The following is a 16,387-nucleotide window of genomic DNA, read 5'->3' as shown; positions in this document are numbered from 1 at the left end:
CCCCAACCCCTTTTTTTCCTCTTGGGCGTTCCCCCTCCCCCCCCCCCCCCCCACCGGCGTCCTTCGACACGCACCACCCCGTGACGGACCAGCCGTTCTACCGCAGCGGTCCGCCCGCCCCGCCGCCGAGTGCGGCCCGCAGCGCCGGATCGTCCACGGCGCGCACACCCCGTACGGCGATCGCCGCCAGGACGTCGCGGTCCGCCCCGGCGGCCGGCACGTCGTTCGCGGCCAGCAGCCGCTGACCGGCGGGCGAGGCCCACGAGTTGTACGGATGGATCTCCATCCGGGCGATGGCCAGACAGCCGACCGTCAGCGCGAACGGCAGCCCGAATCGGACAAGCAGCGACACCACCGGGCCGCCGGGACCGTGCTCCTGACCGGGCATCAGCAGCGTGACCGCGCCCATCGCGACCACCAGCAAGGCCGCGCCCCGCACCGCGCGCACCGCGGCGCCGACATCGGTCCCGGCACCGCGCGGCAGCGCCAGGCCGGCGGCGACGAGCCGGTCGGCCAGGGCGCGGACGGCGTCGGCGGTGGCCGCGGCCGTCCGTACCGGAGGTATCGGGGCCTGGCCCTGCGGGCCTATCGCACGTATCACCGTGCGCTCCATCTCGTCCCGGCCCTCCGGGTCGACGACCGTCGCCCAGCCGGTGTGGGCGAGCAGCAGCCGTCGTCGAAGATGCATGGTGACCAGCACCAGATCGACCACCCGGTGAGGACCGCCGGCCAGGAACGCCGTCTCGTACAGGGTCAGTTCATGACCGGAGCCGGTGCCCTCCGCGGGATCCGAGGACGCGTCGGACAGCAGTCCCGCGCGGGTCGAGACGAGGCAGAGCCGGGCGCACGAGATGGCTGCCGCACCCCATGCGACCAGCAGAAACAGAACCCGGAGCATGGCGGATTCCTATGCGAGGCGGGCGTGGAAAGCCATGGCCTGTTCATCATGCGGACAGTTCGGCGGCGCGGGGCAGGTCCTAACCGCCACAACTGGACCCGCCACCACAGCTGCTGCTGGAGCAGCTGGAACCGCTGCTGCCGCCGCAGCCGGAGCCGCTCGACCCGCCGCAGCCGGATCCGGACCCCGATCCACAGCCCGACCCGGAACTGCACCCGCCCCCGCCGCCTCCGCTGCTGCCACCGTCGCCGGAGCTCCCGCAACTGCCGTGACCGGGGCTCGTACCGGCACACCACACCACCGGTGCGAGGAGCAGGGCGGAGGCGCCCGTGGACGCCGCAGCCGCCGCGCGCGCCTGCCGCCCGGACGCCCGTCCGCCCGGCTGCATCCGGGCCGCCGCGATCAACTGCGCCTGGAGCTCGGGATCGGGGAGGGCCCGCAGCCCGAGCGTGGCGACCAGATGGGCCGGCTGCGGGTTGCCCGCCTGGGCGGAGCGGTACGCCTCGGCGGCCCGCCGCCCCGACCTGGTGACGCGTCCCCGGGCGATGCCGGCGCAGATGAAGCCGATGAGGAAGCCGGGGATCAGGACCGGGAGCACCTTGAAGACGAAGGGCACGGGGGAGTCCGGGGACAGTTCGTCGGACAGCGACTGAGTGACGGTCGCCACGACGGTGAGCGGCACGGCCAGTACGCAGACCAGCCCCTGGGCCATGCCCCAGCGGCGCCACGTCCGGCTCGCGGCGGGCGCGGCCAGCAGACCGCGGGCCGCGAGCCCGTCGCCGATCTCCTGCACCGCGGGGTGCCGCATCACCGCCTCGCGCAGGGTGTGCAGCGCGCCGCTGGGGGCCAGGGCGTGCTCCTGGAGCACCGCGCGCTCCACCGGGTCACGGGCGTCGGCCCGCTGGACGGCGACGATTCCGGGACCCCCGACGGCCAGCCGTCCGTCCGCCCGCATCGCGGCGAGCGCGGCGTCCACGACCCTGCCCGGACCACCGTTGAGGAAGGCGACTTCGTAGAGGTCGTGGACGGAGCCGCCGACGCCGCCACGGGCACGCGCGAGCCCCACGATCAGGAGGACGGAGGAGACCATGATGCCGAGATCCACCAGCAGTGCCACGGTGTTCATGCCGGTCACCTTCCTGTCAGGGCCGCGCGGGCCGCTCGTACGAACCGGGTGGTGCGGCGCGGCGGGCGCGCGCCGGCCCGGTCCTGCCACCAGTGGGTCAGTCGGCGCCGGGCGGAGTCGTCGGCGGGTCGGCCCGCGATCAGCAGCTCCTCGGCGAAGTCCAGCGCGTCGCGCCGGTATCCGGCGGACATGGGGCGGGCCGTGGCGTACGCCAGGAAGGCGTCCCGGTAGCCGGCGCCCAGGATCTCCGGCAGCTCCGGTGCCAGCTTGGCGACGACCCCGGCCCGCTTGGCGGCCAGGGCCCGGCTCTGGATCCCGAGACGGCGCCGGTCGAAGCCCTGCGGGACGGGACCACCCGCGACGAGGGCGGAGAGCAGCGCGGCCTGGGCGGCCGCGAGCCGGTCGCGCGTGGCGTCCGGGGGCGCGGACGCCACGGTCCGCGCGGCCGGGCGGAAACCCGGCGCGGACCGCGTCATGTGCGCCGCCGACCGGTCCAAGGTGGCGCGGATCGTGTCCAGTTCGCCCGCCAGTTCCCCGGCCGGCGGGAAGTCGTCGTCGCGCTCCAGGAGGACACCGGGCGGGTCGACCCGGGAACGGAGTTCGGCGAGGACGTCGAGGACGGGCGCGGTGACCGGGTGGGCGTGGGTGTCGTGCCAGACACCGTCCTTCTCGACGCCGCCCGCCACATGTACGTACGCGATGGCCTCCACCGGCAGCTCGTCGAGCGCGGTGGCCGGGTCCTCGCCCCGGTTGACGTGGTTGGTGTGCAGATTGGCGACATCGATCAGCAGCCGGACCCCGGTGCGCTCGACCAGCTCCGCCAGGAACTGCCCCTCGGTCAGCTCCTCGCCCGGCCAGGAGATCAGCGCCGCGATGTTCTCCAGGGCCAGCGGCACCGGCAGCGAGTCCTGCGCGATGCGTACGTTCTCGCACAGCACGTCCAAGGCGTCCCGGGTCCGCGGGACGGGCAGCAGATGGCCCGCTTCCAGCCCCGGCGAAGAGGTGCGCGGCCCCCCGGCCCGTACGAACGCGATGTGCTCGGTCACCAGGGGCGCGGAGAGCAGCTCGGCGCGGGCGGCGAGATCCGCGAGCCGTCCCGCGTCAGGGCGGTCGGCCCCGCCGAGGCCCAGCGAGACGCCGTGCGGCACGACCGTGACCCCGCGCTCCCTGAGCCGTACCAGCGAATCGGGCAGATGGCCGGTGCAGATGTTCTCCGCCACCGCCTCCACCCAGTCGATCCCGGGCAGCGCCTCGACGGCGTCCGCGATCTCCGGCCGCCAGCCGATACCGATTCCCAGCTCCATGCCGTCCCCCTCCTCCGCTCCGTGCAGGGCTCATGGCCCCGGAGGGCGGTGCTGAATCCGAACAGGAGGACGTTCAGAGCTTGATTTGAGGTTCCCGGTCCGGGGAGGTCGGGGCGGGGTCGGGCCCTCGGGGACGGGCGAGGACGGAGCCGCCCCGCCCGCGCTCAGCCGCGTCGCAGTGCCGGATGGTCGGCGACCACCGTGCACGAGCCGGGAGCGATCTCGGTGAACCCGGCGTCATGCACCACCGGAAGCCCGCTCACTGTGAGTTCCTGCCAGCGGCCCGGCTCCGCGGTGGCGACGGAGAGCGGAAAGCCCGCCTCGCGCCACGCCTTGCGCTCGGTCTCCGACAGTTCCCACCAGGCGAGCTGCGCACCGTGCCCGGCCTGCGCCATGGTCTTGCCCGCCGACATGTCCAGCTCCGGGTTGAGCCACAGCACCGGGCCCGAGGGATCGGGCGCGGCGGGCGGCTCGGGATCGTCCAGATCCGTCCCCGAAACCTGGAGCTTCGCCAGCTCCTTCGGCCAGCCGTCCAGAGGCACCGGCGGGAAGACCCGCACCTCGGCGCTCTCGCCCGTGACCGTGATGCCCGGCAGCGCGGACGCCTTGCGCCACTCCGCGCCGCGCGCCCGCCGCACCACCTTGCGGATCCGGGCGTCCTGCCAGTCCCGCATCGCCCGCGCCCACTCGCCCTCGCCGTCCGAGCGCTCGTCGGAGAGCATCACGAGCACCGCGCGGGCGGCGGTCCGCAACGCGTCGGTACGGGCCGGGGGAGCCGTCTTCTCGATGTGCACCACGAGCGGGAGCACGTACTGCGGCGCCTCGTCGAGGCTTGTCGGCTCCGTCCTGAACGGGCTGTCCGCCGCAGGTGAGTGGGGCGTGGCCGGGGATGCGGACGGGGATACGGGGGTGTCATTGCTGCTCACCTGTCCAGTCTGCCAGCCGCCCGGGAAATGATTCTTGGCGGAATGGAACGCTCCGGGTGAGGATGCACCGCATGAAGAGCGATCTCTTTTCCAGCGAGAACATGGCGCAGCAGGCAACGGCCCCCGGGATGACCCTGCAGAACGCCAAATCCATCAAGTACGCCGTCAACGGCGAGATGCACGCCCGCCAGGGTTCGATGATCGCCTTCCGCGGCGATCTGCAGTTCGAGCGCAAGGGCCAGGGCATAGGCGGCATGCTCAAGCGCGCCGTGACCGGCGAGGGGCTGCCGTTGATGGCGGTCCGCGGCCAGGGCGAGGCATGGTTCGCGCACGAGGCCGCCAACTGCTTCATCGTGGACATGGAGCACGGCGACGTCCTCACGATCAACGGCCGCAACGTGCTCTGCTTCGACTCCACGCTCTCCTACGAGATCAAGACCGTGAAGGGCGCCGGGATGACCGGTGGCGGGCTCTTCAACAGCGTCTTCACCGGATACGGCAAGCTCGGCCTGATGTGTGAGGGCCACCCCATCGTGATACCCGTCACGCCCCAGCAGCCGGTCTGCGTCGACACGGACGCGGTGGTCGGCTGGAGCGCCAACCTGAACACCTCGCTGCACCGCTCGCAGAGCTTCGGCTCCATGATCCGCGGCGGATCCGGCGAGGCCGTCCAACTGCGGCTGGACGGCGAGGGCTTCGTGATCGTACGACCCAGCGAGGCCAAGCCCGAGAAGGCGACGGCCAACTGAACCTGAAAGGCGTCGGCCGCCGGTACGGCCTCGGCGGACCGTGGGTGCTGCGCGGGGTCGACCTCGATCTGCCCGCGCACACCCTGATCCGGGTCGAGGGCGCCAACGGCACCGGGAAGTCGACCCTGCTGAGGCTGCTCGCCGGGATCGACTCCCCGACGGAGGGCCGGATCACCGGCCGCCGACCGCGCACGGCGTACGTCCCCGAGCGCTTCTCGGCCGCGTTGCCGTTCACCGCGGCCGGGTACCTGGTCCACCTCGGCCGCATCCACGGCCTGCGGACCTCCGAGGCGGCGGACCGCGCCCAATCGTGGCTCGAACGCTTCGGAGTCGCCGGCCACGCCCGTACACCGCTCCCGGACCTCTCCAAGGGCACCAGTCAGAAGGTCGCCGTCGCCCAGGCGCTCCTCGCCGAGCCGGAGCTGCTGATCCTGGACGAGGCATGGACCGGGCTCGACATGGCGGTCCGCGACGAGCTGGACCGGGCCGTGGCCGAACGGGTCGCGGCCGGCGCCACCGTCGTCTTCGTCGACCACGACCCGCGCAGGCTCGCCGGGGCGGTCGACGCCGTGTTCCGGATCGAGGGGAACGGCCTGTTCGCCACATCCGGGGCACGGTCCGTCGGGACGGGCCCGCGGGTACGGATCGAGGCGGCGGGCCCGCCCGGCGCCGTGCTCCCCGCCGGGCTGCCGGGCGCGCCGGAGCACACGCCCGGGGCGGACGGGGGCGTGCGGCTCACCGTCGCGGCCGCGCACTCCGACGCGCTGCTGCGCGCCCTGCTCACCGCGCGCCCGCCCTGGCACATCCGGCAACTGGCCGCCGCCCCCGGCCGCGTGGAGAGCCCGGGGACCGACGACCCCCCGCACCGCACCCCGACCCCCGAGGCACCATGACCGCCCTCCTCCGCTACCACACCGTCCTGTTGGTCCGCTCCCAGCGCTGGCTCGCCCCGGTCCTGCTGTACGTGGCCTTCGTCGGCATCGGCGTGCAGTGGGGGCAGCCCGTCCTCGACTCGCTCGGCTACGCCGCCGCCGGGCTCCTGCCCGTCACCGCCTGGCTCGTACAGCTCTGCGTCAATCAGGAACCGCCCGCCGCCCGGACCGTGACCGCCGCGGTGGTGGGATCGCCGAGGGCGCATCTGGCATCGCTGCTCGCCGCGCTCGGCTGCGCCGGGCTGCTGGGCGTGGCCGCCACCCTGACCGTGCTGCTGATCAGCAGGCCGGCCAGCACCGACAACGCCGTCCGGGTGGCGCTGCTGCCCGCCGGGATCGCCGGACTGCTCGCCGTCGCCTGCTGTGTGCTGCTGGGGGCGGTGGCCGGTGCGCTCTGCACCCGGCCGCTGCTGCGCCGGCGGGGCTGGTCCGTCGCCGGCACCGTGCTCGCCGCGCTGCTGGCCCTCGTGACCAGCGGTTCGCCCGCGAACTCCGCCGTGACGGACCTGGTCACCGGCTCGCGGACGGGCACGGTGCACCTGCCCGTCCTGCCGTTCGTCGTCGCCGCCGCCCTCGCCGCCGCGGCGGCCGCGCTCGCCTGCAAGCTGGCTTCCCTGCGCGGCTGAGTAGGCTCGTACGCATGGACGAGCGCATGGACGAGCGCATGGAAGAGACGTACTGCGGTACACCTGCCGCAGACCCCGCGACCACCGGGACGGAGACCGCCGCGGGTCCTCCGTACGCCGAGTGCGTGCTCTGCCGGAAGCCGACCGAGTACCCGGAGTCGGTCAGGGGCATCACTTTCTGCCCGGTCTGCGAATGGCAGGAGGCCCAGCGCACGGCATGCTCCGGCTAGGGCCTGTCGTCAAACTGCCGTCTGCCGCGCGGCGTCTGGCACGCACGCTCGGCTCAGCGCTGCGCCGCCCGGATCAGGTCGGAGACCTTCACGAAGCGGTATCCGCGCCTGCGCAGTTCAGGGACCACCTGGCGTACCGCCTCGTCCGTGACCGGCGCCGCGCTGCGGGTGCAGTGCATGACGACCAGTGAGCCCGGTTGCACCCCGTCCAGCACCTGCTCGGCCACCGCGTCCGCGTCCGTCGCGAAGGCGTCGCCGCTGACGACGTCCCACTGCACCGCCGTCACCTTCTCGGGCGTGAGCGCGCGCAGCGACGCATCGTCGTAACAGCCGCCGGGGAAGCGGAAGTACGGCACCGTATTGCGCACGCCGGCCTTCCGGAACGAGACGAAGGCCCGCGCCGTATCGGCGCGCATGTCGCCCTTCGCCACGGTCGGCAGCCCGTAGCAGGGGGACGTGAAGGCGTAGTGGCTGTACGAGTGGTTGGCGACCTCGAAGAGGGGATCGGCGCCGATGGACCTGGCCTGCGCCGGGTACTCATCGGCCCACCGCCCCGTCATGAACACCGTCGCGGGCACCTTCAACTCGCGCAGCAGCGCGATCAGTCCGGGATTGTCGAAGTGCTCGCCCGCCGCCGCGCGCGGTCCCTCGGCGGCCGTCATGTCGGCGTCGAAGGTCAGCGCCACCACCTTCCCGCCGGTCCTCGCCCCGTGGGCGAAGACAGGTGTCTGTGCCCCGGGGCCCGGAGGCATGGTGGGCGGCGGTGCCGAGACCGAGTGCGACGGAGCATGGACGACGAAAGGCGTACGCCCTGCGGCCGAGGGGCTGTCGGCGGGCGCGCTGCCGTGGCCCCCACAGCCGGTGAGGCTGCCGAGCACCACGCCAAGAACAGTCAGAGCCGTCATTTTCCGCACGGAATGAGTCACTAGCGGAAAATATCTAGTTATGTGACTAGTAGGTGGATATGGCGCTTCTCTCCGTCGGAGTCGCGCGCGGATTCACCCGGGCCGTCGAATCGCCGCCCCGGATGATCCGTCCCGCAGGTCCGCCCGGCGGGTCCGCCGGCCGGTCCGCTCCTACGCGTACGCGCGAACCGCGACGACATGCGCCGAGGCGGCTCCGTTGGTCGCCTCGACGACGATCCTCAGGGCCGTCGACGTGACCGGCTCGTCCAGGGTGTGCACCTGGCGGCGGCGCCGGTTGTCCGTCGTGCGGGAGACGGTCCGCCAGGTGCCGTCCGCATCGCGTGCTTCGACGCGGTAGTCCCGCAGCAGGGTCGGCAGCGTGTCGAACGGGGTCCGGTGGTGATGCAGGTTGATCAGGTCCTCGTTGACGTCGTCATCGGCGAGGACATCGATCCGGCGGAGCGTGACCGGCTGCGGCCAGGCCAGCTCCAGCCAGGCTCCCACGCCCTCCTGGAGGGGCTCGGAGACCCACATGTGCGGACCGGCGTACGGGCGGGCGTAGCCGTCCACGGCCTTGGCGGGGGCGTACGCGGCGGTCTCACCCGCCCGGAAGCAGAAGCCGCGGCGCAGCAGGCCCCTGTCGGTCCACTCGCGCAGCGGCTGCGGCGATTCGGCACGCGGGTCCAGCGGGATGCGGGTGAGGGCGAGCACGCCCGGGGCCGGCCCGTCGGTGCTGTACAGGGCGAGGTTCTCATTGGCCCGTACGACGACGAAGGCGTTGCGGGCGCTCTCCGGCGTCCACCGGAGCCCCGTCGCGACCCACTGCTTCGACCCGGCGGCGACCGGCACGGTGACGGTGTCGACGAGGCGGCGGGGGACGTAGTTCTGTCCGAGCTCCGGGTCGTGGAGCTCGACGACGAGTTCCGTGTTCCGCTCGGCGTCGACGAGCAGTTCGAGGCCGGTCAGTTCGGGGTCGACGGGAAGCACCAGGCCGGCGTCGGCGGTCAGCGGCAGGCGCTCCTGCAGTGTTCCGACACCGAAGTCGGTCAGGCTGGACGAGGCCGTGACGGTGGCGCGCAGGGCCAGGTCGTCCGGGTCGGCCGACGCCAGACCGATGACGGAGGCGTCCTCCCGCAGCAGGGCGCGTTGCAGCACGGGCACGTCGAGTGCGCGCGGGGCGACCCCCTGGGCGGCGCACAGTGCGGCGGCGGTGCCCGCGGCCTGGCCGATCGTCGCGCAGGTCGCCATGACCCGGGTCGAGCCGAAGGCGACATGGCTGGAGGAGATGTTGCGCCCGGCGAAGAGCAGATTCGTCGTGTTCACCGAGTACAGGCTTCGGTAGGGAATGTGGTAAATCCCGTCCGCGTAGCGCTGCTTGGCGCCGTCCCCTTCGGCGTACATGCCCTTCGGCGGATGCAGATCTATGGACCAGCCGCCGAACGCGACCCGGTCGGCGAATTCGGTCTGGCCGAGGATGTCGCCCTGGTGGAGCACGTAGTCGCCGAGGAAGCGCCGGTACTCGCGCTTGCCGGGCACCGAACCCACCCACTCCAGCGTCATGTTGGCGGCGTCGAACTCGCCCGAGTTCTTGATGTGGTCCCAGATGCCGTGGATGACCGCCCACAACTCGTCACGGATGGCATCGTTGTCATGCACCGTGTCCAGCTCGCCGCCGAACTCGATCCACCAGTAAGCACAGCCGTTGTCACCGGACTTGATGATGCGGCGCTGCGGAATCGAGGTCTCGGCGATGTTCTTGGCGAAGGACGGCGGCACGTACTTGACCGGGTGCCCCGCGTCCTTGGTGTAGAAGAGCAGGGTCGATCCCAGCGTGATGCGATCGGCCTCCTCCGGCGCCCACGGTTCGAGGTACTCCGCCCGCGACTCCCGGCCGATGCGGTGGCGGGCACCCGCCAGGGCGCCGACCAGGCCGTCTCCCGAACAGTCCAGGAACAGCTCGCTCTCGAAGCGGATGAGCCGCTCGGAGCCCATCATCCACCCGGTGACGGCGTTGATGTGCCGGGCGTCCTCGGGCCCGTCCGCGTCCACTTCCCGCACGTCGGTATTGAGGTAGAGCGTGATCCCGGGCTCGGCCCGGACCGCGTCCAGCACGACCATGTCCCAGTAGTACGGATTCCCGTCCGGGTTGCGGAACTGGTTCTCGACGAAGAGTTCGCCCATGATGCCGCCCTCACGGGCGTTGTGGTTGTTGCCGTGTGCGGTGGCGCCGACGACCCAGACCCGGACTTCGCTGCTTGAATTCCCGCCGAGAACCGGCCGGTTGTTGATCAGTGCCACGGTACGGCCCAGCCGGGCGGCGGCGATCGCCGCGCAGACACCGGCCAGACCGCCGCCGACAACGGTGATGTCGTGCCGTGCGGTTTCTTGCCTCATGGTTCACGTCCCATCGGGGTTGGTTTCGAGGCTGCGGAAGGCATGGGGTGCACCGTCGAGGGTGAGGTGTGTTCCCTTCCCCCGTCGGTGCGGACGGGTTCCGCGGAGGCGCGCGGAACCAGGCGGGAGCCTATCTCCATGCGTGGATTCCCGCCGCAGCTTCTGCGGCCGATGTCCGTCGGGACGCGGGCCGTTCGGGCAGCGCACGGGGGGCGGACATCGGCTGTCCGCCCCCCGGCACCTCGTGGCTCAGCGCATCAGCGCCACGGCCCCGTCACCGCGAAAGTCGTCCCCGGTGTGTAGCAGTTCACGTACATCGTCCCGCCGTCCGGAGCGAACGTGACCCCGGCGAACTCTCCCCACTCGGGCTCCTGCGGTGTCCCGATGTTCTGCCGGCCCCGTGCCATCGCGTAGACCTCGCCGCCCCGCGTCAGGCCGAACACGTGCTGCGCGCCGTCGCCGTCCTCGCACACCATCAGCCCGCCGTCGGCGGCGAGGCAGATGTTGTCCGGGGACTCACCCGGCAGTTGCACGTCCGTGCCGGGGCCGAAGACGATCACGAGCGTGAGGCGGCGCCGCTTCGGCTCGTACCGCCACACCTGGCCGTAGTGGTCGGCGGCCGACCCCTGCGAGCTGTGCGCGAAGCTGGAGACGAAGTAGACCGAGGAGCCGCCCCAGTAGCAGCCCTCCAGCTTCTGCGCGTGCGTGATGCCCTTCGGGCCGAAGTCCTGGAACCGGATCGGCGTCTCGGACGCCAGCGGATCCGGTACGGGGACCCACTCGATGCCCTCGAAGCTCGCCCCGGTCTCCTGGACCACGGAGAGGTCGGGCACGCCCGGCACCCGCATGGCTTCCAGATGGCCGCCGGCCCGCAGCGAGCCCGTACCGCCGAGCGGTTTGTTCGGCAGGAAGCGGTAGAAGAGCCCGAACGGCTTGTCGAACGCGTCCTCCGTCTCGTAGACGATCCCGCTCTTCGGGTCGATTGCGATGGCCTCGTGCTGGAAGCGGCCCATCGCGGTGAGCGGCACGGCCCCGGTGCGGTGCGGATCGGCGCCGTCCACCTCGAAGATGAAGCCGTGGTCCTTGGTGTAGCCGTTGGTACCGGCTCTGTCCTCGGTCTCCTCGCAGGTCAGCCAGGTGTTCCACGGGGTACGGCCGCCCGCGCAGTTCACCGCCGTACCGGCGATGGCGACGCGTTCGCCGAGGACGTTGTTGCGGCCGTCCAGCTCCAGGGCCGTACAGCCGCCCTTGCCCATCGGGTCGTAGGTGAGGCCCTCGACGACCGGGACCTGGAGCTTCGCGGTGACGCGGTTCTCGTGGTTGCGGACCAGGCGGACGTGACCGTGACGGCCGGCGAAGGCGGCCATGCCGTCGTGGTTGCTGGGTACCGGGCCCTCGCCGGAGCGGAGCTGGTCGCCCTCCCTGGACAGGACGCGGTAGCGGAAGCCCTTCGGAAGGTCGAGCAGGCCGTCGGGGTCGGGCACCAGTGGGCCGTACCCGCTGTGTCCCCGGGCGGCCGCGGTACCCGCGAAGAGTTCGGAGAACGCCCCGGTGAAGGCGATGGAGGCAACGGCCGCGCCGCTGCCGGCCAGGACCTGGCGACGGGTGGCGGACAGACGTGACGTTTCCGCGGTCGGTCGTGACGTTTCTGATGACATGAGGCAACTCCCTGCTGGCGGACAGGAGAAGTGACCCGCATGTGTGTAGCACGCGTATCGCCGCGCGGGAACCATGCGGGTCACCGGAAGCCCCAGGTGTGTCCCGGGCCGGGAGTGGCCCCTGTGGTCAGGCCAGCGAGGCGGAGAGCGTGATCGTCGTGCCGGTCAGTGCCTGGCTGACCGGGCAGTTCGCCTTGGCGTCCTCGGCGGCCTTGACGAAGTCCGCCTCGTCGATACCGGGCACCTGGCCCTGGACGGTGAGGTGGATACCGGTGATGCCGGTGCCGGGCTGGAGGGTGACGTCGGCCGTGGTGGTCAGCTGGGTCGACGGGGTGCCGGCCGCGGCCAGACCGTGGGCCAGCGCCATCGAGAAGCAGCTGGAGTGGGCCGCCGCGATGAGCTCCTCGGGGCTGGTCTTTCCGTTCGGCTTCTCCGCGCGGGACGGCCAGGAGACATCGAATTCGCCGATGCCGGAGGAGTCGAGGGTGACGACCCCCTTGCCCTCGAGCAGGTTGCCTTCCCAGACCGTGTGAGCCTGACGCGTGGTTGCCATGCCGAATCCCTTCAAACGGTGTGCGCGGTCGATACGGGAGCCCCTCGGCGCTCAAGGGCCCCGAGGGAGGTACGTCCCCGAACCTACTGCGCCACCAGCCCCTTCGCGTCGCGCGCCAGCGCCGTCAGCCGGGAGATCGCCCGGAAGTACTTCTTCCGGTATCCGCCGTTCAGCATCTCCTCACTGAACAGCCGGTCGAACGGCAGCCCGGAGGCGAGCACCGGGACCTCCCGGTCGTACAGCCGGTCCGCGAGGACGACGAGCCGCAGCGCGGTCGACTGGTCGGGAACCGGCTGGACCTCGGTGAGGCAGACCGCCCGCAGACCGTCCGTCAGCGCGCCGTAGCGGCTCGGATGGACCCGGGCGAGATGGTCGAGCAGCGAGGGGAAGTCGTCCAGGCTGGCGCCCTCGGTGGCGTACGCGGCCCTGGTGACCTGCTCGTCGGAGTACGGCGGCGGGGCCTCGGGCAGCCCGCGGTGGCGGTAGTCCTCGCCGTCGATCCGCAGCGGACGGAAGTGCGCGGACAGCCCCTGGATCTCCCGCAGGAAGTCGGCCGCGGCGAACCGGCCCTCGCCGAGCTTGCCGGGCAGCGTGTTGGAGGTGGCGGCGAGCGCGACCCCCGCCTCGACCAACCGGCTCAGCAGCGACGACACCAGCACGGTGTCGCCCGGGTCGTCCAGCTCGAATTCGTCGATGCACAGGAGCCGGTGCCCGCTCAGCGTCTGCACGGTCTGCTGGAAGCCCAGCGCTCCGACCAGGTTGGTCAGCTCGACGAAGGTGCCGAACGCCTTCAGCGAGGGGGCGGCGGGGGTGGCGTGCCAGAGGGAGGCCAGCAGATGGGTCTTGCCGACGCCGTAACCGCCGTCGAGGTAGACCCCGAGCGGCGCCGAGGGAGCCGCGGGCTTCCTGCTGAACCGCCCGCCCGTCGCCCGCCACCACCCCTCAATGGATGCGCTTCGCGCTCTTCCGGTTTTGTCCGAGCCGCTGGCGTGCGCACCGCCGAGCCCGGCCGCGAAGTCGCTCAGGACCTTGACCGCCCCGGTCTGGCTCGGCTGGTTGGGGTCCGGCACGTACGTATCGAAGCGTACGGAGTCGAAGCGCGGCGGCGGCACCATCTCGGCGACCAGCCGGTCGGCGGGAACGCGGGGCTCGAGTGCGCAGAGGGACAGGGGGGCCGTTTCGGCTATGGGGCTCTGCCCCGGCAGGGCTGTGGAGGACGACACAACTCTCAACCTTAAGCGCCGTGCCAGACTGCAGGACATGCGACGCCTCTTCCCTGTGACCGACCTGACACCGGCTGACCACGAGGGGGAGTGGAGTCTGGACGCGCTGGCCGACGCCTACGCCTACCCCGAGCAGGACGGTCCCTGGCTGCGCGCCAACATGGTTTCGACGCTCGACGGGGCCGCCCAGCACGACGGCCGCTCGCAGCCGATCTCCTGCGAGAGCGACATGCGGATCTTCGGCACCCTGCGCGGTCTGGCGGACGTGGTGCTGGCCGGGGCGGAGACGGTACGCCTGGAGGGTTACCGCCCCGCCAGGGCCCGCGAGGCCTTCGCCGCCCGGCGGGCCGCGGCCGGACAGGGCCCCGCGCCCGCGATCGCCGTGGTGAGCGGCAGTCTGGACCTCGACTTCTCGTTGCCGCTCTTCACCGAGCCGCTCGTCCCGACCCTGGTACTGACCGGTGCCGGAGCCCCTCCGGCCCGGATCGAGGAGGCGCGCCGGGCGGGCGCCGAGGTGGTGATCGCGGGGGAGGGCTCCCGGGTGGACCCTGCCAGGGCCGTACGGGAGCTGGCGGACCGCGGACTCAAGCGGCTGCTGACCGAGGGCGGCCCGAGGATGCTCGGTCAGTTCGTGGCCGCCGGGGTGCTGGACGAGCTCTGTCTGACCCTCTCGCCGATGCTGACCGCCGGAGACGCGCAGCGGATCGCGGGCGGCCCCTCGGTCGCCGTGCCGGAACGATTCGCCCTGGCGTCGATGCTGGAAGAGGCCGGGTTCCTCTTCACTCGGTACCGTCGGATCTGACAATCGGCGGAATTTGTCGTTCCGGTTAGCTTCCGGTGGGCACAATTACTCTCGCAGACCCCGTGCGAGCACGGGGAAGGATGGTTTCAGCAGTGACCGGCGACGGCCACTGAAGCAGAAGGGCACCCGTGGTGTTCACCAGCGTTTTGATGATCGAGAAGCCCCTCACCTCCGAGGACGTCGAGTTCGTCACCACCCTGCACGGGGAGGAGCAGATCTCCTTCGTCGTGCTCATGCAGCCGCGCGGTGACCAGGCCGATGTGCTGCTGCGGGCGATCGACGACCTGGCGATGGGCGAACTGAAGGAAGCCGCCCGGGAGGGTGAGGAGCCGGAGGGCAAGAATGCCAGACAGCCCGCCGAACTCGCGCTCGAAGTATCCCTGGAGGCCCTGCGGCAGGCAGGCTCCGAAGCGGTCGGACAGGTGATCGAGGACCACCCCCTGGACAAGCTGAAGTCCGTGGTCGACGACGCGGAGGCGGACGAGGTCATCGTGCTGACCGCGCCGCACTACGTCGAGGAGTTCTTCCACCGGGACTGGGCGTCCAGGGCCCGCCACAAGGTCGGCGTACCGGTGCTCAAGCTCTTCGCGCACAGCGAATAGGCTGGGCGGGCACCCCGTACCGGCTCCGGTACTCGTATCGACTTCTGGGAGACACACGCATGGCACCCGGTATTCCTGCCGCCATGGAACGGCCGCACTTCATCGGCATCGGCGGCGCCGGAATGTCGGGCATCGCGAAGATCCTCGCCCAGCGCGGTGCCAAGGTCGCGGGCAGCGACGCCAAGGAGTCGGGTACCGCCGAGGCACTGCGGGCGCTGGGGGCGACCGTCCACATCGGGCACGCCGCCGGACATCTGGCGGACGACGCCTCGTGCGTGGTCGTCTCCAGCGCCATCCGCGCCGACAACCCGGAGCTGCTGCGCGCCGCCGAGCTGTCGGTCCCCGTCGTGCACCGCTCCGACGCGCTCGCCTCGCTCATGGGCGGCCTGCGCGCCATCGCGGTGGCCGGTACGCACGGCAAGACGACCACCACGTCGATGCTGGCCGTCGCCCTGACCGAGCTGAACCTCGACCCCTCGTACGCCATTGGCGGCGACCTGGCCGGCCCCGGCACCAACGCCGCGCACGGCGAGGGCGCGATCTTCGTCGCCGAGGCGGACGAGAGCGACCGCAGCTTCCAGAAGTACGACCCCGAGGTCGCGATCGTCCTCAACGTCGAGCTGGACCACCACGCGAACTACGCCTCGATGGACGAGATCTACGAGTCGTTCGAGGCCTTCACCGGCAAGATCGTCCCGGGCGGCACCCTGGTGATCGCCGCCGACCAGGCCGGCGCCGTCGAGCTGACCGGGCGGGTCCGTGCCCTCCCCTCGCTGAACGTCGTCACCTACGGCGAGTCCGAGACCGCCGACGTACGGGTCCACAAGATCACCCCGCGCGGTCTGACCAGCGAGGTCACGGTCATCCTGAACGGGAAGTACCTCACGTTCACGGTCTCCGTGCCCGGCCGCCACTACGCCCTCAACGCCGTCGCGGCCCTCGCCGCCGGTGTCGCCCTCGGCATCCCGGCCCACAACCTGGCCTCGGCCCTCGGCAAGTACACCGGGGTCAAGCGCCGCCTCCAGCTCAAGGGCGAGGCGGCGGGCGTGCAGGTCATCGACTCGTACGCGCACCACCCCACCGAGATGACCGCGGACCTCGAAGCGATGCGCGGCGCCGCGTCCGACGCACGCCTCCTGGTCGTGTTCCAGCCCCACCTCTTCTCCCGCACCCAGGAGCTGGGCACCGAGATGGGCCAGGCCCTCGCGCTGGCCGACGGCTCCGTGGTGCTGGACATCTACCCGGCCCGCGAGGACCCGATTCCCGGTATCACCAGCGACCTGATCATCGACGCCGCGCGCTCCGCGGGCGCCGACGTCACCGCCGTCCACGACAAGGCCGCGGTCCCGGGGACCATCGCGGGAATGGCGAAGCCCGGCGACCTCGTTCTCACCATGGGAGCGGGCGACGTCACGGACCTCGGCCCGCAGATCCTGGACCATCTGTCGAGCTGAGGGAG

Annotated in this window: 16 protein-coding genes; 7 read left to right on the top strand and 9 right to left on the bottom strand. The window is 71.7% G+C overall.

The window, feature by feature from the left end:
• Window positions 1–97: 97 nt before the first annotated feature.
• From ACFVX4_RS20855 to ACFVX4_RS20840, 4 genes are all read right to left on the bottom strand, one after another.
• Window positions 98–898, bottom strand: coding sequence for a TIGR04222 domain-containing membrane protein (locus tag ACFVX4_RS20855; protein ID WP_389979299.1), 801 nt, complete (start codon window positions 896–898; stop codon window positions 98–100).
• A 79-nt stretch (window positions 899–977) separates the two neighbouring features.
• Window positions 978–2,024: a TIGR04222 domain-containing membrane protein gene (locus ACFVX4_RS20850; protein ID WP_389979297.1), complete on the bottom strand. Its 1,047-nt coding sequence runs from the start codon at window positions 2,022–2,024 to the stop codon at window positions 978–980.
• A gap of 5 nt (window positions 2,025–2,029) precedes the next feature.
• Window positions 2,030–3,328, bottom strand: coding sequence for a DUF692 domain-containing protein (locus ACFVX4_RS20845; RefSeq protein ID WP_389979294.1), 1,299 nt, complete (start codon window positions 3,326–3,328; stop codon window positions 2,030–2,032).
• A gap of 164 nt (window positions 3,329–3,492) precedes the next feature.
• Window positions 3,493–4,254 (bottom strand): peptidyl-tRNA hydrolase, encoded by a 762-nt coding sequence (locus ACFVX4_RS20840; RefSeq protein ID WP_385550473.1) that lies wholly within the window; start codon window positions 4,252–4,254, stop codon window positions 3,493–3,495.
• A gap of 71 nt (window positions 4,255–4,325) precedes the next feature.
• On the opposite strand from ACFVX4_RS20840, the gene ACFVX4_RS20835 reads away from it, so the two are divergent.
• The 4 genes from ACFVX4_RS20835 to ACFVX4_RS20820 are packed head-to-tail and all read left to right on the top strand — an operon-like array spanning window position 4,326 to window position 6,791.
• Window positions 4,326–5,003, top strand: coding sequence for an AIM24 family protein (locus ACFVX4_RS20835; RefSeq protein ID WP_266428330.1), 678 nt, complete (start codon window positions 4,326–4,328; stop codon window positions 5,001–5,003).
• A gap of 44 nt (window positions 5,004–5,047) precedes the next feature.
• Window positions 5,048–5,896, top strand: coding sequence for an ATP-binding cassette domain-containing protein (locus tag ACFVX4_RS20830; RefSeq protein ID WP_389979290.1), 849 nt, complete (start codon window positions 5,048–5,050; stop codon window positions 5,894–5,896).
• Window positions 5,893–6,561 (top strand): ABC transporter, encoded by a 669-nt coding sequence (locus ACFVX4_RS20825; RefSeq protein ID WP_389979287.1) that lies wholly within the window; start codon window positions 5,893–5,895, stop codon window positions 6,559–6,561. The genes ACFVX4_RS20830 and ACFVX4_RS20825 overlap by 4 nt, the downstream gene beginning before the upstream one ends.
• Before the next feature lie 14 nt (window positions 6,562–6,575).
• Window positions 6,576–6,791: a hypothetical protein gene (locus ACFVX4_RS20820; RefSeq protein ID WP_389979284.1), complete on the top strand. Its 216-nt coding sequence runs from the start codon at window positions 6,576–6,578 to the stop codon at window positions 6,789–6,791.
• Between the two features lie 53 nt (window positions 6,792–6,844).
• Here the strand turns inward: ACFVX4_RS20820 and ACFVX4_RS20815 are convergent, their stop codons facing one another.
• The 5 genes from ACFVX4_RS20815 to zapE all read right to left on the bottom strand — a co-directional run bounded on the left by ACFVX4_RS20815 (window position 6,845) and on the right by zapE (window position 13,524).
• The gene (locus ACFVX4_RS20815) at window positions 6,845–7,696 is read right to left on the bottom strand and encodes a polysaccharide deacetylase family protein (RefSeq protein ID WP_389979281.1); all 852 of its coding nucleotides are present in this window, start codon (window positions 7,694–7,696) and stop codon (window positions 6,845–6,847) included.
• A gap of 171 nt (window positions 7,697–7,867) precedes the next feature.
• Window positions 7,868–10,090 carry an FAD-dependent oxidoreductase gene (locus tag ACFVX4_RS20810; RefSeq protein ID WP_389979278.1) on the bottom strand — a complete coding sequence of 741 codons (2,223 nt, stop codon included), beginning with the start codon at window positions 10,088–10,090 and terminating at the stop codon, window positions 7,868–7,870.
• A gap of 257 nt (window positions 10,091–10,347) precedes the next feature.
• Complete coding sequence (locus ACFVX4_RS20805) at window positions 10,348–11,748, bottom strand: alkaline phosphatase PhoX (protein WP_389979275.1); 1,401 nt, start codon at window positions 11,746–11,748, stop codon at window positions 10,348–10,350.
• 127 nt (window positions 11,749–11,875) lie between these two features.
• Window positions 11,876–12,301 carry an OsmC family peroxiredoxin gene (locus tag ACFVX4_RS20800; RefSeq protein WP_389979272.1) on the bottom strand — a complete coding sequence of 142 codons (426 nt, stop codon included), beginning with the start codon at window positions 12,299–12,301 and terminating at the stop codon, window positions 11,876–11,878.
• 83 nt (window positions 12,302–12,384) lie between these two features.
• Entirely contained in the window at window positions 12,385–13,524 is a 1,140-nt protein-coding gene (gene zapE, locus ACFVX4_RS20795) for a cell division protein ZapE (RefSeq protein ID WP_389979269.1), read from the bottom strand.
• 37 nt (window positions 13,525–13,561) lie between these two features.
• On the opposite strand from zapE, the gene ACFVX4_RS20790 reads away from it, so the two are divergent.
• The 3 genes from ACFVX4_RS20790 (at window position 13,562) to murC (ending at window position 16,382) form a co-directional block, all read left to right on the top strand.
• Window positions 13,562–14,326: a pyrimidine reductase family protein gene (locus ACFVX4_RS20790; protein WP_385328098.1), complete on the top strand. Its 765-nt coding sequence runs from the start codon at window positions 13,562–13,564 to the stop codon at window positions 14,324–14,326.
• A gap of 149 nt (window positions 14,327–14,475) precedes the next feature.
• Complete coding sequence (locus ACFVX4_RS20785; RefSeq protein ID WP_329193344.1) at window positions 14,476–14,928, top strand: indole-3-glycerol phosphate synthase; 453 nt, start codon at window positions 14,476–14,478, stop codon at window positions 14,926–14,928.
• 59 nt (window positions 14,929–14,987) lie between these two features.
• Window positions 14,988–16,382 (top strand): UDP-N-acetylmuramate--L-alanine ligase, encoded by a 1,395-nt coding sequence (gene murC / locus ACFVX4_RS20780; protein ID WP_389979265.1) that lies wholly within the window; start codon window positions 14,988–14,990, stop codon window positions 16,380–16,382.
• Window positions 16,383–16,387 lie beyond the last annotated feature (5 nt).

It is taken from the genome of Streptomyces sp. NPDC058240, assembly GCF_042882135.1.
Lineage (GTDB): Bacteria > Actinomycetota > Actinomycetes > Streptomycetales > Streptomycetaceae > Streptomyces.
The sequence above is the reverse complement of the archived record's forward strand: the minus strand, read 5'-3'. Positions and strand labels throughout refer to the sequence as shown.

Excerpts from the sequence above, each read along its gene's own strand:
- ACFVX4_RS20855 (WP_389979299.1), bottom strand. The coding sequence starts at position 898 with ATGCTCCGGGTTCTGTTTCTGCTGGTCGCATGGGGTGCGGCAGCCATC.
- ACFVX4_RS20850 (WP_389979297.1), bottom strand. The coding sequence starts at position 2,024 with ATGAACACCGTGGCACTGCTGGTGGATCTCGGCATCATGGTCTCCTCC.
- ACFVX4_RS20845 (WP_389979294.1), bottom strand. The coding sequence starts at position 3,328 with ATGGAGCTGGGAATCGGTATCGGCTGGCGGCCGGAGATCGCGGACGCC.
- ACFVX4_RS20835 (WP_266428330.1), top strand. The coding sequence starts at position 4,326 with ATGAAGAGCGATCTCTTTTCCAGCGAGAACATGGCGCAGCAGGCAACG.
- ACFVX4_RS20825 (WP_389979287.1), top strand. The coding sequence starts at position 5,893 with ATGACCGCCCTCCTCCGCTACCACACCGTCCTGTTGGTCCGCTCCCAG.
- ACFVX4_RS20820 (WP_389979284.1), top strand. The coding sequence starts at position 6,576 with ATGGACGAGCGCATGGACGAGCGCATGGAAGAGACGTACTGCGGTACA.
- ACFVX4_RS20815 (WP_389979281.1), bottom strand. The coding sequence starts at position 7,696 with ATGACGGCTCTGACTGTTCTTGGCGTGGTGCTCGGCAGCCTCACCGGC.
- ACFVX4_RS20810 (WP_389979278.1), bottom strand. The coding sequence starts at position 10,090 with ATGAGGCAAGAAACCGCACGGCACGACATCACCGTTGTCGGCGGCGGT.
- ACFVX4_RS20805 (WP_389979275.1), bottom strand. The coding sequence starts at position 11,748 with ATGTCATCAGAAACGTCACGACCGACCGCGGAAACGTCACGTCTGTCC.
- ACFVX4_RS20800 (WP_389979272.1), bottom strand. The coding sequence starts at position 12,301 with ATGGCAACCACGCGTCAGGCTCACACGGTCTGGGAAGGCAACCTGCTC.
- ACFVX4_RS20790 (WP_385328098.1), top strand. The coding sequence starts at position 13,562 with ATGCGACGCCTCTTCCCTGTGACCGACCTGACACCGGCTGACCACGAG.
- ACFVX4_RS20785 (WP_329193344.1), top strand. The coding sequence starts at position 14,476 with ATGATCGAGAAGCCCCTCACCTCCGAGGACGTCGAGTTCGTCACCACC.
- murC (WP_389979265.1), top strand. The coding sequence starts at position 14,988 with ATGGCACCCGGTATTCCTGCCGCCATGGAACGGCCGCACTTCATCGGC.